We start from the raw sequence: 15634 nt of genomic DNA on the forward strand, positions 1-15634 counted from the left end.
GGAGAAGCCATGTCGGTGACACTGCCGCCTGTCCTCGTCGAGCACCTCGAGAACGCCGAACACGGCGAGGAACAGTGGAATCGCGCGGTGGCGTCCCTAGCTCGCGGGCACACCGTCGTAGTGATCGTTGCCCACCGCAGCGTCCTGGTCTGCGTGGCCCACACCGTCGATGCCGCACAAATGGCATTCCTGATCCGCCACACCAGCGGGTTCATCCAAGTCGCGCTATCCGAGAACGTGTGCGAACGGCTTCAGCTTCCGGAAGCTGCGCACAATAGAGGTCAGCAACGGCCGGCTGCCACGGGCCAATGCGTTGCAGTCGACGCCGCGGCAGGGACCAGCACCGGAATCTCGGCTGCCGACCGCGCTCGTACCGCGCGTGTGCTCACCGACCCCACTTCGACCGCAGCAGATCTCACCCGCCCCGGACATCTCGTGCCGACCTGCGTGCCATCGGCAACCGGAGAACACAGTGGAAACGAGATCGCGGAAATTGCGCATGCTCTGAGCGCAGCAGCAACGGCCATGCCAGGTGCAGTCTTTGCCGACCTGATCTCCGAACGAGATCCGACAAACCTGGCCGAAGCAGACGAGGCACACCATTTCGCCGAACGCCACAGCCTCACGGAACTGACCATCGCCTTCCATGACTGATCCGCAGCTCCATTCACCGACAGCAGCGACTGCCGCTCTCACTGCAGTACTCGCCGACCTGCACGCAGAGAGCGAATCGCTCGACCAGCTGGTAGCACACCTGCCCGCTCGACAGTGGACACTCCCCACGCCCGCCACCGGCTGGACCATAGCTCACCAGATAGGACATCTACTCTGGACCGACCTGGCAGCGCTGCACGCCCTGACCCAACCCGAGACGTTTCACTCGCAGTACGTCGTTCCCGCATCATCGGGCGATCCGCATTTCGCCGACACCGCGGCCGAGAATTATTCGAAGTTGCCCCCCGCGATCCTGCACAGCACATGGAGAATGCACCAGCGGCGTCTTTCCGACGCACTTCACCGAGTTCCTCCAGGAACCAAGCTGGCCTGGTTCGGTCCGCCGATGAAACCGACCACTATGACCACCGCACGGTTGATGGAAACCTGGGCTCACGGCCACGATGTCGCTGACGCTCTGGGGGTAACCCGCACGCCCACAGCGCGATTGAGAAGCATCGCCGATCTCGGCATCCGAACGCGAGCCTTCTCGTTCACTGTCCACCAACTGTCCCCACCCCGTGAATCCGTCCGGGTCGAACTCACAGTGCCCACCGAGAGCGCAGGTGAGCGCGTCTGGACATGGGGACCCGAGGACGCACCCGAAAGCGTTATGGGCTCAGCCCTGGACTTCTGCCTCCTGGTAACCAAACGTGCCCACCGCGACGACCTCGATCTGAAAGCCACCGGTCCCGGAGCCGATCGCTGGCTCGACATCGCACAAGCTTTCGCCGGGCCACCAGGCCCTGGCCGAGAGCCCTCCTCGACGGGTCGAGCAAACAGCTCGATCGCTACCGGAAAAGAAAGAAAGCCTGATTAGCATGAGCGTCTTCGTTGTTCACTACACCCACCCGGACGCAGAAGGGTGGGCACGTTATCTCGAACCACACCTGGAATGGATAGCTGATCATGTCGAGGCGGGCACTATCCTCGCGTCCGGGCCGACGAATACCTCCGATCACGTGCGAACTGCCACTCTGATCATCGACCTACCCGACCGCCACTCAGTGGACCAGTTCATCGAGACCGATCCGTACACCGTGCACGAGCAGGTCTCCGACCTCACTGTCATCGAGTGGGATCCGATCTTCGGCATTTTGCGGGAGCGTTCCAGTGTCGAAGGACGATCCACACGTGAAGTTGTCACCGACATCGTCCGCACCTTCGGTTGACCCGCGACTGAGCTGCGGAGTGGAGCAGCGCGCACAACGGACTGGTAGGCGTTCGCTTCGAAGAGCATTTCGGGTAGTTCACGGTGTTGCCGGGCGTTGAATCCGGCGGCCAGTCATTTCCGTTCCCTACGTGCGAATTACCAACCGGGCAGCACACTCATCGGCATGTCGCGGGATGCGCAGTTGCTTTCCACGGAGTTGCGTTCCCCGTTCGGCGCACTTCTGTCGGCACCCCAGTGGACGGACCACCTACGCTGAAAAGCTGGTCTCCCGGCCACTGGGGGAACCCCGAATACTCTTCCGCGAGAAGCGATTATCCTCAGTTCTCCGTCAGCTTGAGTATCGAGTTGTCCCGATCGGCTGCAACATAGATGGTGCCGTCGCTGCCCACCACCATGCCACCAGATCTGGGGTATGGATCCTGGAGATATCCAACGGGTAGCGTCGACGCAATCTTGTTGCTCTTCCCCGCCAGGGGATCCACGATGTGCACATCACCGCTACCGGAATCAAGCACAGCTAACCTGCCATCCGGTAGAACGCCAATGGATCTGACGATGCCGAAGCCGGCGGCTACCTCTGTCAGAGAACCGGAATCGACGTCGAGCTCGAGTACTCGACCAGCGGTACTCTCCGCGAGATAGACGCTGCCATTCCCACTGGACACCAGCGCCATCGGGGCGATGAGTCCATCCGCAATTACTGTTCGGCCAGTGCTGTCGACTCGAACGATGCGGCCACTGCTTCCCTCCGCCACCAGCATGATCCCGTCCGGGAGACCGACCACATCGGTAGGCTCGACGAATCCGTCGACCTTGCCCACGAACTCACTTGTGCGCCTGTCTACGATCTGAACGGAGCCCGTCACCTCACTGACAAGGTAGATATGCGCGGGATCGACTCCGATCCCTGACGGAAATTGAAGGGCGGATGTCATTCGTCGGGCGAGGTCGGTGACGTCCCCGGTGGTGGTGTCGACGCTTCGCACGGCCGTGCTGTCGGCAACGTACAAGACATCGCGGCCCGCCTCCGAGACCAAGGCGACGTCTTTGGGAAAGGCAAGCACTCCGTCGATGAGACTCGTGGTAGCCCCTGTCGCGATGTCCACGGCGATGACTGCGTTATCAGCCATGTTCGTGACGTAGATAGTTCTGTTGTCTTCTACCACCATGTTGTCGACCGGGGCAGCGACCTGAGCCACCAGCTTGGTAGATCCCGTATGCGGATCGACCTCGAGAACCTCACCGGTGGCCCCCGCCAGGACGTACAAATGCTCATCTGCACTCCAACGGACCGACACGGGCGTCTTCAGGCCGCCCACCAGGACCTCCATCTCACCGGTCTCGGGGTCCATACGCACAACGGTTCCGTCATGGGCAATCGGACCGTAGATGAAGCCATCCGCACCGAACGCGAACGCATTGACCCCCTCGGTGTCCTTCGCGACCAGTCGTGGAGGTTGGCGGCCTTCGGGATCGATTTCCCAGAAGGAATCGGCAAAGAAGGTCTGTCCGACGAACAACCGTCTTCCATCGCGGGAAAAAGCTATCGAGTTCACCCCGGGCAAGTTTTCGGCGACGACCGACACAGTGCCGTCGTCGTGTTCGGTTCGAACAACGCCTGCCACAGGGTCAGTCCAAAACAAATTGCCGGATGACGACAGAGCGATATCGTCCGATAGCCCCTCAGGTGCAGGAACTGCGACCTGCACAGTCTTCGTGTGGGGGTCGAACCTGTAGATCGATTCACTTGCCACACTGGCGATCAGAGCTTCGCCATTCCGGTCGAGGGCTAGTCCGTTGACAGTATGGAAGGACGATCCAGGAACGAGGACCTCTTGTTGCCACGACCGTAGTGGAGCGGGGTCGGCGGTGGTTGTTGCGTTCGTGCACCCAGTGACCGTTCCCGCCAGCGCTGCACACAGTGCAATGCTGAGCAGGCGGATCCTCATCGCCGTGGCATTCTTCGCGCTAAGCATCTCTCTCCAATCCATGAAGTGGGTATCGGCGGCACCCAGTGCGGCCGCAGTCATCAAGCTCCGAGAGGATCCACCCACCACAACCTGCGGGCGGGCAAGGGGTCGAGATCCGCACGGAACGAAGTCATGAAGGCTGCCTTGTGCAGTGCAACCCGAGGGCGTGGTTAGCCGCCGAAGCGAACTCGAATTGGCGGCATACGTGAGGCAGATCACGCAACGGGTCGCACTGACGCAGAACTTTAGCAGCATGCTGCCTTAAAAACAGCATGCTGTCATCGTGTTGTCGGTGGAGGATCCCCGAAATGGCAAGCCAAGCGCCAACGCAAGTCCCAGAGCGTGCGCGATTTCCAGACTCATATGTAGGAGGCAACGAGGGAAGGTTCCGAAGCTCATGCTGACCTACTCCCCAGTGATAATGGCGACTCTGGTCGGGCTTGTCCTTCTGTCCACTCACATTCGGGTATTCTTTGCCCCGGGTACCACCGAAAGAAATGCCGCTACGAGCGGTCACATGCCGAGAAGCGCAAGACGGGCACCGACCCTGTGAAGCCGCTGGCCACCTTGTCGGTGCCGGCGGTTTCGCCATATCTACCAGGGCTTCAGTAACACTGTGTTCCGCCGAGCTCGCATGGAGTCACCTCGGAGAGAGCTATCCGCCATTCCCACGGCAATGGAAGCCACCAGATCCAACCACCTGCGATCATCTGAAAACCTCCTCGAATGCGTTGTCGCTCCCGATCAGTGGCGACCGGGAAGGTCGAGTGGCGGATGTGCAGCATTCGAAATGTGCGCTATTCCTCATCAGCTGGACTCGTCCGTACCACCGGTTCGGAAAGCGCCGACCTTATTCAGACTCGAAGGATCGCTTCGACGTCCCGCACGACGTTCTAGCCGTCAGCCGACCGGCCTGAGCGGCATCGACCGAACCGCTTCTATGAACTGACGAGTTTCCTCGACATCGCGTGGACGGTAGACGCGCATGCCGTAATAGAACTTCTGCCCCTCGGTCGCGCGAATGACATTCGGCATGTCCGCTATCCGGTCGTCACCGAACCAAACGCTGATGGTGCCGTCGCCGTTGCGCACCAGTTCGCTCTCGGACAGGCCAGGACGGTCGACATCGAGCCAGCCCATCCCGTCGTACTTGATCACCGAGAAATACCCGTTGTGCTCGTAGTCCAGCGGTGGAACATCGAAAGTCCACACATCAGCACCGGACGAGGTGGCCGGCGCCTGGAAATACTGGGCATCCTCGGGCGGCAAACCACCCCAGCCCAGGCGCGCACCCAACAGGTGCTGGTAGGGGTCTGTGCTGGCTGGGGTACCGAAGCCCAGGGAAAAGTCCGCTTCTGCGGCATGGGTTTCCAACTCGGCACCGACCGACTTACGTGTGTCCTCGTCGAACTCCCGACCCTGATAGGGGTTGGAGGTAGCTGCGGTAACGCGGCGTGCGTCCTGCAACTCGTGGGCGCGCTCGAACCCGCCGACAGTCGCGGTGCGGCCGGCAACATACACATGGGTGCCGGCAGAGAGATCGGACTTGCGCACCGTCAACGTCTCACCCGGGTAGATCACTCCGACGACGTAATGGTTCTCGTCGATGATCTGCGCTACCTGATACTCGTCCGACGGCGCGAGCGAAAAAGTTGCCTCTTCGGTCACGTCGACAACAGCGAGGGAGTAGATCAAGTCCACGTTCGACCGGATCACCACCTGCGTCTCGACGTTCACTGGTGCCCTGGAGTGGGAGTACTCGTTGACCGGAGCCTTGCCCAACTGCTCCCGGAAATAATGTGCAGTTTCAGCCTCGACGAAATTCTCTCGGGTCACGATCTCAGCCACAGGGCACCCCTTCTCGAATCATCAGGTCAGAGGCGACGTTAATCGCCCGACCAACCGCTGTCCTCGCCCACCACGGATGAATTCACCCGCTCACGACATCGCCTCGATCCGCCCCCTCAGCGAAGAGAACACTCGGAAACGACGTCCCACCTGCCGACACAACCTGATGCGGGGTCGACGCAAAAAATGCCGCTGCCGTAAGGCGGCGCACCTTGGGGGGTCAAGGTTTCGAACACTCGAGGATGGTTACACCCTGTGGTGCAGTAACTCACCTGCAGAGCCCGACGGCCGCAGAACGGGACATGGCCGTCGGCCGAGACGTCGCCCAGCGGCCGCTGCTCCCGAACCCACCCCTCGATGAAGAAAGGACACAGCACCGCTCACCGACACGGATGAAAACTCCTACACCGCAGGGCTTTCGCTGCCAGCCCCGAGAGAAGAGGCCATCATGAACAATCCGGACACGAGGACCGCGGACCACCCCGTCCGCCAGGGGTTTGCGATAGGCACCACTCTCGTGGCGGCGGCATTGCTGCTCGTCGCGGGAATCGTGGCACTGCTACAAGGGGTCGCGGCGATCGCCGAGAACGAAATGTTCGTAGTCGGCATCGAATACACCTACCGGTTCGACCTGACCACGTGGGGTTGGATTCATCTGATACTCGGAATCATTGCCGTGCTGGTCTCATTCGGTTTGTTCGGCGGGATGGCGTGGGCACGGGGCATGGCATTCGTGATCGCAGCCCTGTCGATCGTGGCCAATTTCCTCTGGATGCCGTATTACCCGGTGTGGGCGATTGTCATCATCTCCCTCGACGTGGCAGTCATCTGGGCCGTGGCAACGTGGAGACCAGGAACCGACCGTTGGGCACCGCCGCGTTGAAACCGCTGGACGTGTCAGGGCCTGCCGATGGCGGATGCACAAAATTCGACCGTGTGGATATACCGCCGCCGGCCCGTAGCCTGCCGAAGATCGGCCCAGAGACTTCTGGGTTGAAACCCACGCCGCCCGTGAGCGCTTCCGGAGGAGCCCCTTCGCGCCGACCTGAAGGGGCGTGATGAAGTGATGCAGCCGGGGCCCACCGACCGCGTGATCGGCCACACGCTCCTCTGCAATTCATCCCGTGCTGGCTCACGCAAGCCACGCCAACGCCAGCCACAAAGGCAGGACGAGTAACAAGATCTCGGACTGGAGCGGGCGTCTTCCGCATCCTGCACTATTTCCGTAACCTGCAGATACACCAACTCGGCATACTGTCGAAGTGGAGCCCCCACCGACTGATGCTGGGCGGGGACTCCACGAGGTGAGACGTCCCCGTGTTGAGCACACAGCACGGGGACCCACTTTCCGCGCCGGGCTCTTTGTTCAACCCTGCATCTCCACAGTAAAACAGTCCGTCAGGTTTGGTCTACGAAGAAGGCAAACCGTTACCGTTCCAACACACTTCACTCCAGCGTGGCGCGATCACGCGGAGCATGGCGAACTACGTCGCCTCCGACGCAGCTGGGCGCACTCGCCGCCGAAAGCATGACCACGCTTATGGGATCGCGGCTAGCTTGTGACCTGCACGATCCACACCCGCCCACACCCACACCCGAGCAGACTCCCCCCGTCACATGCCTCCGCTGGGCGCCCGCACAGCAAAGAAACTCGACCGCTCCGATCGTCGAGCAGCCGAAGCCATCGACTGCTCACCCCTGCAGGTTCTTTCGCGCAACGGCAAACTCCGGCCACCGAACACTCAGAGCCGACCAGCCGACACCACTCCCGCCCGCCGACACTCCAACTCGTCCTGCACGATCTCGAGCCGCATCTCCTCACAGCGACTCAACTCGTCCAGCCCCTCCAACCGACAACGCTCCGTCGCCAGGTCCTGATCGCTCCCCTCCCGCGCCTGACATCCTGCACCGTGCGCTCCCTTTCCGACCCGCACTCGTTCGGATCGTGAATACCCACGAAAAGACATCCCTCACACCCACCACCGGAAAGAGCACCCATCGCCGATGTTTCAACCCGCCGGCCCCCGAGGTAACTACCCCACGCGGCGAACGGTTCGGGTGAGTCGCGAGCAGGCGCCCACCAGCACGCTGGTCACTCACTGCGGTGGGTCGCCTGCTCCCCGAAATTGCTCCACCAAACTCTCCGTTTCCGCTGTCTCACAAAACGCCGACACGAACGAACCGCGCGCGTTCCGAGCGACGACGAAAACGAAATCACCACTCGCACTCCAGTGCCGGTCATCGCCCACCACGCGCCCGGCAGCACTACAGTGGGGAGCCCCTACCAACTGGCGAGGATCGGCAGGATCCGCTCTGTCGAGGACCCGCTCTCCACGGTGTAGACGATGAGGCTTTGATCGGGGTTGTCAGGGGTGCACAGAAATTCGATCCCGAACTGCATCGTCCCCGCCACCGGGTGTTGGATCACCTTGACGCTCCGACCGAACTCCTGCACATCGTGGTCATCCCACCAGTGAGAGAAATCGGGCTCCGAGCCTCGCAACTCCTCGATCAGCCGAGTCAGCGTCGTATCCCACGGCCGCCTGCCGGCGTTACGTCGCAAACCTGCCACCATTGCCGCGGCGAACTGCGACCAGTTCACCGTCCTCTCACGGGCGATGGGATTCCGGAACAAATAATGGAACATCGACGTGTCGTCGGGCGCGAGACTCAGGACCGCACGCACCAAAGCATTGCTGGCCAGGATTTCACCGGAACGGCCGAGCTGAATTGCCGGGACATGATCGAGAGCGGCCAGCACCTGCAGCAACCCCGGGTCCGGCACCTGCACGTCCGGGCCTGGCGGCTGAGCAGTCGCCTCACGCGATGCCTCGGGCGAGGCGAGATCGAACAGGTGACGCGCTTCGACGTCGTCGAGCCGCAGCGCACGGGCGAGCGCCTGCAACACTTCCTTCGACACGTTGGCCTGACGGCCCTGTTCGAGCTTGCTGTAATAATCCGGACTCACACCCGCCAGCTGAGCGAGCTCCTCGCGCCGAAGGCCGGGAACGCGCCGACGACCCGGATAGGCAGTCAGCCCGACGGACGCCGGCGACACACGGTCGCGACGGTCGCGCAGGAATGCGCTCAGCGCGGCACGATCTCGGGTCATGGCTACCAGGCTAGCGCCGCCTGGCTGCGCAGTCCTGGTCATGACAGAACCAGGTTCAGCAACATCTGGTTGACCCCTGCCCTGCCCGCGTAGACCAGAGATCATGACAGCACTGACAGCACAGACTCAACGCCTCGCAGGACACACCGCCGTCGTCACCGGATCGACCAGCGGCATCGGTGAAGCCATCGCCGCCACCCTCGCCGCCCACGGCGCCACGGTCGTTGTTTGTGGACGCGACGCCGCCCGCGGAGAAGCCGTCGTGAAAAAAATCGTTGACGACGGCGGAACCGCGTCGTTCCTCGCCGCGGACCTCGGCGGCAGCTACGAACAACTCAGATCCTTCGCGGCAGAAGCCGAATCCCGACTCGGGCACCTCGACATCCTCGTCAACAACGCAGGCGTCTACCCGGCGACGCGCACCGCGGATCTGCCCGACGCCGACCTCGACACCATGCTCGCCGTCAACATCCGTGCGCCGCACGTTCTAGTGGCAGAGTTCGCACCGAAGATGGCGCAACGGGGCACGGGGGCGATCGTGAACATAGGCTCGTGGATGGCAACAGTCGGCAGTCCATTCGCCGCCATCTACACCGCCACCAAAGCAGCCGCCGAGCAGCTGACACGAAGCTGGGCAGCCGAATTCGGTCCACACGGTGTGCGCGTGAACACCGTCGCACCCGGCGCGACACTCACCCCGGGCAACAAGAATTCACGCCCCATCCTCGACGCCATGACCGCCAACACTCCAGCAGGAGTCCCCATCGACCCCCAAGACATCGCCAACGCAGTGTTGTTCCTGGTCTCCGACGACGCGTCGAAGATCCACGGCACCACCTTGCACGTCGACGGCGGAATCGCCACCACGCGAATGCCCGCCCGATAAATATCTACTCCCACTCTCGCCGATTAGACCTACCCGTACTTGTAAACCTGATCGACTCACTACATTCACTGAACCACAGTTGATTCCGGCGATCTCGACGAAGCACCGAAGTCGATGGCGGTGATGTCACTGGTTCTGAGCGTTCGGACTGATGTTGGCAATGCGGGTCCTCGTCGTTGCGTTGGGCGGCTTGGAGTATGACAGCCGCAACGACGATGCGCCTGGTAGCGGCGACCTTCGGTACCTCGCGCTGTATCAATCATTTCAGCGGTGTCGCCGTCGCAACCATCGTCGCCGCTCGCTCGGTAGCTGCCCAGTTCGTGAAGTGCTTTTGGTAGAGACTGCCCCAGATCGTGACGTCTGTCTTCGAGCTGTTCACATGGGCCCGCATTACACCACCAGGCGCGGCACAGTAAAAAACTCTGTGGTCAATGGCGCCCGCAGTTCAGCCAGGACTGCACCCAGTTTGGTTGACATCTTGACCTGTGAGGATCGCTCCTCGCGGTGAAAGGATGCTGCCACGCCGAAGTCGTTCCCCATGGAGTTTCGCCGTGACACGGTCGAGTTGTACCGCGATACCGACGGCGCGACCGATCCGGGATCGATGCCGATCTCGCCATATCCCACGGCTCCCGTACCACATGACTGAAGGATGCGGGAATCCCAATCCACAGTCCCGCCGCCACCGCTCCGTTGCGGAAATTGGTGTCGCAGATCACTTAGCTAAGCCTATCCAGAAATCACCAGATGTCCTACATTTGACGCATGCCGGATCCTCGAATCGCACCCACCGCACGCAACATCCCACTTTCAGTGCAGATCGCGGAGCAACTACGCTCCCAGATCACCTCCGGCAACTGGGAATTGGGAGAGAAGATCCCCGGCGAGCATCAACTCGTCGAAATGACCGGCGCGAGCCGCAATACGGTCCGGGAGGCCATTCGAGGCCTAGTCCATGCCGGCCTCCTCGAAGCGCGCCCGGGAGACGGAACCTACGTCTGCGCGAGCTCAGAACTCGAAATTGCACTTCAAAGACGTGCAGCGGCGGAGAACGTGCTCGAAATCTTCGAAGCCCGTGAAGCTTTAGAACTCTACGCTGCCCGACTCGCTGCAGAACGAGCCCTGCCCGAAGACATCGACCGAATGACTCGGGCTTTGGATCGCCGAGACGCTGAGCCCGATGTCGCCAAATCCGTCGAGTACGACCTCGACTTCCACCTGGAGATGTTCGCAGCGAGCGGGAACCAACTGATCACGGACATCTACCGCAGTCTGGATCGCTCCGACACCATGAGTATCCCACAAGGTAAGTCCGACAAGGAGACTCGACAGCTGTTCATCGGACCTTGGGCCGACGACGACCCACACCGGCAGCTGCTTGCGGCCATCCGTGACCGCGATCCGGACGGCGCAGCCACCGCAGTGGTCCGACTGATGGACCACAGCCGATTCATCTTTCTGCAAAACATGCCGAAGTAGCTGACACACAAGAGGTTCAGCGCACAGACAATCTCAGAAGGGCACACCTATGGCTAACGTCATCTCCGACACCGAAAACGTGGCGTCTGCCCCGAGCGCGATACCGATAATGCGCCGAGGACTCGTTATCGCGGGCATTCTTCTCATCGCAGCCAATCTTCGAGCCTCAATCACAGTCGTCGGCCCGCTACTCGGTGAGGTACGCACCGATCTCGATATCTCGTCGACAACAGCATCAGCGCTGATCAGTCTTCCACTGCTGTGCTTCGCAGTGTTCTCCCCCGTCGCCCCGGTCATCGCAGCTCGGTGGGGAATGGAACGGACACTCGCAGCAGCACTCGGCATGCTCGCCGTAGCGATCGTGATCCGCTCTGTTCCGTGGATGCCTGCGCTGTGGATCGGTACCGTATCGCTCGGCATGACCATCGCAACAATGAACGTTCTACTGCCGGCGCTCCTCAAACGAGACTTCCCGACCGAAGCCGGCCGTTTGACCGGCATCTTCTCGGCGGTCTCTGCAGCCGTCGCCGCAACCGCATCCGGACTTGCCGTGCCGATCGCCGGTCTCACCGATCACGGTTGGCGGATCGCATTCGGAATCTGGGCTGCTATGGCTCTCATAGGATTTGGGGTGTTCCTTCCCCAACTTCGCCGACGCACGCTTCCGAAACACGATCACGCTGCGGCTTTGGATCCCCATCCAGGCGGCCATCGCTCCCCCTGGCGCTCAGCACTCGGGTGGCAGATCACAATATTCATGGGCGTCCAATCCCTCTTCTTCTACACCGTTCTGACATGGTGGCCCACCATTGAAGAATCACACGGCACTACCGCGGCTACCGCCGGACTGCATCAAGGCATCATGCAAATATTCTCGATCGTCGGCAGCCTCCTCACAGCAGTGCTCCTGCACAAACTGCCCAAGGATCAGAGAGGAGCCGTCCTCGGGCTGGTGTCGGTCGCCGCAGTGGCAGTCCTCGGCCAACTCCTCCTCCCCTCCTGGGCCCTGCTGTGGAATGCATTCCTCGGCATCGGCATCGGCGGATCGATTGTCATTGCCTTGTCCTTCTTCGCAATACGCACTGTCAACCACGGTCAAGCAGCGGCACTCTCGGGTATGGCACAGTCCGTCGGATACCTTCTGGCGGCCACCGGTCCCCTCGTTTTCGGTGCACTGCACGATGCCGTTGATTCCTGGACGACTCCGCTGATCGCGTTGCTGGTGCTGCTGGCCGTGCAACTCGCCTTCGGCTCCCTCGCCGGCCGCAACAAGACATTGGCATGACTGAACGACCCCAGCATCGTTGGTACCTGGTCTCGCTCGGCTGGTTCTGGACTGCCATGGTCCTGCCAATACCCGAGAAGACCGACGTGGTCGGCGGACTTGCAACCTGCTCTCTCCCCAGAGCCGAAAGCGGTCGGGTGCCGACGTCAGCACACGGCGAGGGCTGCATACCTATCATGTCCCCTTACGATTACCGGCTCGCGGCCTACCAAAACATGGTGCATTACAACGCCGCCAAACACGGCGTGGTCGGCATTATGAGAACCCTGGCAAATGAACTTGGGAATCACACGATCCGAGTCAACAGTATTCATCCAGCGTTCACCGACGCCGAAATCGTAATGAACCAGCCCACCTACGATCTATTCTGACCTCATCTAGAGAAGCCTGATCGTGACGATTTGGCGAAGGTGTCGCAGACCATGAACATCCTACCGATCCCTTGGCTTGAGCCGGTCGACATGAGCAACGCCCTACTGTTCCTCGCCTCTGATGAGGCTCGCTACATTACCGGAGTAACCCTGCCGATCGATGCGGGATTACTGACAAAAGTCGGCTAGGGCATGCCCCTGTAAACTGCACCCAAGTACCCATGCGGTCTTCGAAATATTCAGTTCTGCAATGCAATTGGGCGCTGCCCAATAAGATGGCGCAGCATTCGACGGTTGGGTCGTGGGGTACATAGCGAGGCTGCGTAAATATCCATGCAAGGGCAGCGACCACAACGATGTCGATCAGCACGAGGACCCAGGCTTCCCAGTCGCATCACCGGCCAGCCTGGGTCCTCAATTCTCGTCGATACCTGGTCGGCCGCGGGGTGATCTGGATTTCGTCGAGCGCCAGGTGCTTCATGGCTCTTCTCCGTTTCGTATGGGCATGTCAGAACAGGTGGGTCTCGAGGCAGAATCGATGCGCGGAGACACCGTAGTAGACGAGATTCGCGAGATTGGCATGCGTGCACTCGGTTTCCAGGCCGATGTCACCGATGCGACGGCCTTGGATACGGCAGTTCAACAGGTCGGGCCGGCTCGATATCGCGATCTGCAATGCAGGTGGCGGTGTCGGCTCCCCCGAGGAGACACGCGTCGCTCGTCGAGGAGGACCTTGTCGGCATCGTCCTCGCACGCAATCTCACCGGCACAATCAACACCTGCCGAGCCGTCGCCGCGCCGATGAAGGTACAGAGATCCGGCAAAATCATCACCGTCGGCAGCCAGGCGGGTCACCGTATCGAAAGCAACGGCGGCTACGCGCATTACGGCGCAGCGAAGGCTGCGGTCGCCAAGTACACCCAGTACCTGGTACGAGATCTCGGACCCTTTGAGATCACAGCGAATTGCGTTGCACCAGGATACATCTCGACTGGACGACTTGCTCCACTGCTGAATGCGATGGGAGACACACAGCTCGAGAACATTCCCCTCGGCCGATACGGAACACCCGAGGATTGTGCCGGAGTCATCGAATTTCTCGCGAACAACCTCAGCGATTACGTCACCGGCGCGATCATCCCAGCGGACGGGGGCTGACATATTCGTAGTCACAGCCACAGCCCGGCTGGCAACCATGCGTCACCTACCCACTATGTCCGCCGGTGCAATCTGCTCCCACCCCCGTGCAACCGAAACTCGAGACTGGTCCGGTTGATCCCCCGCACCAACAAACTGCGCGGTCAGCATCGGAACACCGTAGTCGAGCGTCCCAGGCGGCAAGGGTCCATTGGCAACCAAGGACACCAATCCGTGGCCGATGGCCCAGGCCTGGGTCGCCAGATCCAGCGGGCCGAGCTCGGCGCGGAAGCGCCCGGCGTCCTGCGCTCGTCGGACGGCTTGAACCAGATACTCGAGGGTTGCGTCAGCGGCGGCGAGGTCATCGAGGTCGACGCTGGCGTCGAACATGACGCGGTACAGATCGGGGTGCTCCAGAGCGTTGCCGACATACGAAGCGAGCAGAGCAGTCAGGTCCTGTACCGGGTCGGCAGAGACCGGCACCGCCGCGAATCGGGCTGCCAGCCTCGTGAACCCCTCCTGCCGCAGGGCCTTCCACATGCCGTCCATACCTCCGAAGTAGGTGTAGACAGCCATCGTCGACACCCCAGTACCCGCCACCAAGGAACGCAGTGTGATCGGCTCGCGAGTGCGAAGCATGTGCGCAGCACGCTCGAGGAGCAGAGTGCGGATCGCCGGGTCTTTCATCCTCGCCATGACGCAAGAATACATAGCATAGCTGTGCTATATTATGTATTGTCGGTTCAAGTGCTCCCTCGGACAACCCATCTCCCAAAAACAACGTTGTCCAGGGCCCGTCGATCCAGGAGTACAGATGGCCATCAATCTCGTGAATCCAGAAGGGCTACCGGAGGTAGATCTCTACCGGCAGGTGTCGGTAGCCACCGGATCGAAGCTGGTCTTCATGGCTGGCCAAGTCGCGGTCGACGCAAGCGGTGCCATCGTCGGTGCCGACGATCTCGCCGCCCAGGCCGAGCAGTGCTATCTCAATGTCGCCACCGCGCTGGCCGCAGCCGGGGCCTCGTTCGACGACGTCGTGAAACTGTCCGTCTATTTGGTCGACTGGACCCCGGACAAGATGGGCCGGTTCGTCGAAGGCGTGGCCCGGGCGTCCGCCAAACTAGGTATCGCCACCCCGTTGCCACCGCTCACGGGTGTCGGTGTAGCAGCTTTGGCCGATCCCGACCTTCTCATCGAAGTTGAGGCCACCGCAGTCGTCGACTGAATCGGCATAATACTGCACAACCTGCCTAAGCCTATGCGCCGATGCATTGCTTCAGTCGGTGTATTCCGTTGCGGAGAATGATGATTCGCTGAACGAATTTCATCGCTCCCTTAACACGCCGGCCTGGGACCTCAATTAGGGCTGAGCACCCCGTCAGATCAGGGAACAGCAAACTCCAACGCGCACTATTCCTCTCGGACTTCGCCGCCTTGCACGACCCAAGTAGTCGCGCCAATTTCGACCGAAAACGTGGCGACGGCAAGAGAGCGCAACACCGCCCTGATCTGCCTCACCCGATGACGCTGCGATGCCCTGTACGCCATGCTCAAAATCACGCATCCTACCGATCACCCGCAGCGAGCGCGGCTTGACGAAAACGATAGGGATACCCCCGCGAACTGAGGTCGAGCCCGCAAAGTGTGCCGGAGGTAGC

13 protein-coding genes and 2 pseudogenes are annotated in these 15634 nt (G+C 61.2%); 11 read left to right on the forward strand and 4 right to left on the reverse strand.

Annotated elements, in window-relative coordinates; genetic code table 11:
- Positions 1–9: 9 nt before the first annotated feature.
- From ABIE52_RS00075 to ABIE52_RS00085, 3 genes are read left to right on the forward strand one after another with little or no spacing between them, the layout of a single operon-like run.
- Positions 10–654 (forward strand): 3,4-dihydroxy-2-butanone-4-phosphate synthase, encoded by a 645-nt coding sequence (locus tag ABIE52_RS00075; RefSeq protein ID WP_192713574.1) that lies wholly within the window; start codon positions 10–12, stop codon positions 652–654.
- On the forward strand, positions 647–1534 hold the full coding sequence (locus ABIE52_RS00080; RefSeq protein ID WP_192713573.1) for a TIGR03084 family metal-binding protein: 888 nt from the start codon (positions 647–649) through the stop codon (positions 1532–1534). Before ABIE52_RS00075 ends, ABIE52_RS00080 begins: the two co-directional genes overlap by 8 nt.
- Before the next feature lies 1 nt (position 1535).
- Positions 1536–1886 carry a YciI family protein gene (locus ABIE52_RS00085; protein WP_192713572.1) on the forward strand — a complete coding sequence of 117 codons (351 nt, stop codon included), beginning with the start codon at positions 1536–1538 and terminating at the stop codon, positions 1884–1886.
- A 319-nt stretch (positions 1887–2205) separates the two neighbouring features.
- Here ABIE52_RS00085 and ABIE52_RS00090 read toward each other — a convergent pair whose 3' ends face one another.
- Both ABIE52_RS00090 and ABIE52_RS00095 read right to left on the reverse strand, forming a co-directional pair.
- Positions 2206–4113 carry a Vgb family protein gene (locus ABIE52_RS00090; protein WP_354541362.1) on the reverse strand — a complete coding sequence of 636 codons (1908 nt, stop codon included), beginning with the start codon at positions 4111–4113 and terminating at the stop codon, positions 2206–2208.
- 645 nt (positions 4114–4758) lie between these two features.
- On the reverse strand, positions 4759–5706 hold the full coding sequence (locus ABIE52_RS00095; RefSeq protein ID WP_192713570.1) for a DUF1254 domain-containing protein: 948 nt from the start codon (positions 5704–5706) through the stop codon (positions 4759–4761).
- A gap of 448 nt (positions 5707–6154) precedes the next feature.
- On the opposite strand from ABIE52_RS00095, the gene ABIE52_RS00100 reads away from it, so the two are divergent.
- The gene (locus tag ABIE52_RS00100) at positions 6155–6589 is read left to right on the forward strand and encodes a DUF7144 family membrane protein (RefSeq protein ID WP_192713569.1); all 435 of its coding nucleotides are present in this window, start codon (positions 6155–6157) and stop codon (positions 6587–6589) included.
- Positions 6590–7987: 1398 nt separating this feature from the next.
- On the opposite strand, the gene ABIE52_RS00105 is transcribed toward ABIE52_RS00100, so the two are convergent.
- On the reverse strand, positions 7988–8818 hold the full coding sequence (locus ABIE52_RS00105; protein ID WP_192713568.1) for a helix-turn-helix domain-containing protein: 831 nt from the start codon (positions 8816–8818) through the stop codon (positions 7988–7990).
- 103 nt (positions 8819–8921) lie between these two features.
- Here ABIE52_RS00105 and ABIE52_RS00110 point away from each other — a divergent pair, with 103 nt between their 5' ends.
- From ABIE52_RS00110 to ABIE52_RS00130, 5 genes and pseudogenes are all read left to right on the forward strand, one after another.
- On the forward strand, positions 8922–9704 hold the full coding sequence (locus ABIE52_RS00110; protein ID WP_192713567.1) for an SDR family NAD(P)-dependent oxidoreductase: 783 nt from the start codon (positions 8922–8924) through the stop codon (positions 9702–9704).
- A gap of 765 nt (positions 9705–10469) precedes the next feature.
- On the forward strand, positions 10470–11183 hold the full coding sequence (locus ABIE52_RS00115) for a FadR/GntR family transcriptional regulator (RefSeq protein ID WP_192713566.1): 714 nt from the start codon (positions 10470–10472) through the stop codon (positions 11181–11183).
- Between the two features lie 49 nt (positions 11184–11232).
- Complete coding sequence (locus ABIE52_RS00120) at positions 11233–12468, forward strand: CynX/NimT family MFS transporter (RefSeq protein ID WP_192713565.1); 1236 nt, start codon at positions 11233–11235, stop codon at positions 12466–12468.
- A gap of 221 nt (positions 12469–12689) precedes the next feature.
- Positions 12690–13028, forward strand: a pseudogene (locus ABIE52_RS00125) (SDR family oxidoreductase); the annotation flags it as partial.
- A 498-nt stretch (positions 13029–13526) separates the two neighbouring features.
- A complete protein-coding gene (locus tag ABIE52_RS00130; RefSeq protein ID WP_192713564.1) occupies positions 13527–13997 on the forward strand; it encodes an SDR family NAD(P)-dependent oxidoreductase in 471 nt (156 codons plus the stop codon).
- A gap of 42 nt (positions 13998–14039) precedes the next feature.
- On the opposite strand, the gene ABIE52_RS00135 is transcribed toward ABIE52_RS00130, so the two are convergent.
- The gene (locus ABIE52_RS00135) at positions 14040–14672 is read right to left on the reverse strand and encodes a TetR/AcrR family transcriptional regulator (RefSeq protein WP_192713563.1); all 633 of its coding nucleotides are present in this window, start codon (positions 14670–14672) and stop codon (positions 14040–14042) included.
- Positions 14673–14790: 118 nt separating this feature from the next.
- Here ABIE52_RS00135 and ABIE52_RS00140 point away from each other — a divergent pair, with 118 nt between their 5' ends.
- Entirely contained in the window at positions 14791–15201 is a 411-nt protein-coding gene (locus tag ABIE52_RS00140) for a RidA family protein (RefSeq protein WP_192713562.1), read from the forward strand.
- A gap of 101 nt (positions 15202–15302) precedes the next feature.
- Positions 15303–15572, forward strand: a pseudogene (locus ABIE52_RS00145) (IS110 family transposase); the annotation flags it as partial.
- Positions 15573–15634: the final 62 nt, after the last annotated feature.

Origin of the sequence: Rhodococcus sp. OAS809 (genome assembly GCF_040546695.1) — a bacterium.
GTDB classification, from domain to species: domain Bacteria; phylum Actinomycetota; class Actinomycetes; order Mycobacteriales; family Mycobacteriaceae; genus Rhodococcus_F; species Rhodococcus_F qingshengii.

Coding starts and splice junctions, on each gene's coding strand:
- ABIE52_RS00115 (WP_192713566.1), top strand. CDS start 10,470: ATGCCGGATCCTCGAATCGCACCCACCGCACGCAACATCCCACTTTCA.
- ABIE52_RS00085 (WP_192713572.1), top strand. CDS start 1,536: ATGAGCGTCTTCGTTGTTCACTACACCCACCCGGACGCAGAAGGGTGG.
- ABIE52_RS00140 (WP_192713562.1), top strand. CDS start 14,791: ATGGCCATCAATCTCGTGAATCCAGAAGGGCTACCGGAGGTAGATCTC.
- ABIE52_RS00080 (WP_192713573.1), top strand. CDS start 647: ATGACTGATCCGCAGCTCCATTCACCGACAGCAGCGACTGCCGCTCTC.
- ABIE52_RS00120 (WP_192713565.1), top strand. CDS start 11,233: ATGGCTAACGTCATCTCCGACACCGAAAACGTGGCGTCTGCCCCGAGC.
- ABIE52_RS00090 (WP_354541362.1), bottom strand. CDS start 4,113: ATGCTGCTAAAGTTCTGCGTCAGTGCGACCCGTTGCGTGATCTGCCTC.
- ABIE52_RS00075 (WP_192713574.1), top strand. CDS start 10: ATGTCGGTGACACTGCCGCCTGTCCTCGTCGAGCACCTCGAGAACGCC.
- ABIE52_RS00105 (WP_192713568.1), bottom strand. CDS start 8,818: ATGACCCGAGATCGTGCCGCGCTGAGCGCATTCCTGCGCGACCGTCGC.
- ABIE52_RS00135 (WP_192713563.1), bottom strand. CDS start 14,672: ATGGCGAGGATGAAAGACCCGGCGATCCGCACTCTGCTCCTCGAGCGT.
- ABIE52_RS00110 (WP_192713567.1), top strand. CDS start 8,922: ATGACAGCACTGACAGCACAGACTCAACGCCTCGCAGGACACACCGCC.
- ABIE52_RS00100 (WP_192713569.1), top strand. CDS start 6,155: ATGAACAATCCGGACACGAGGACCGCGGACCACCCCGTCCGCCAGGGG.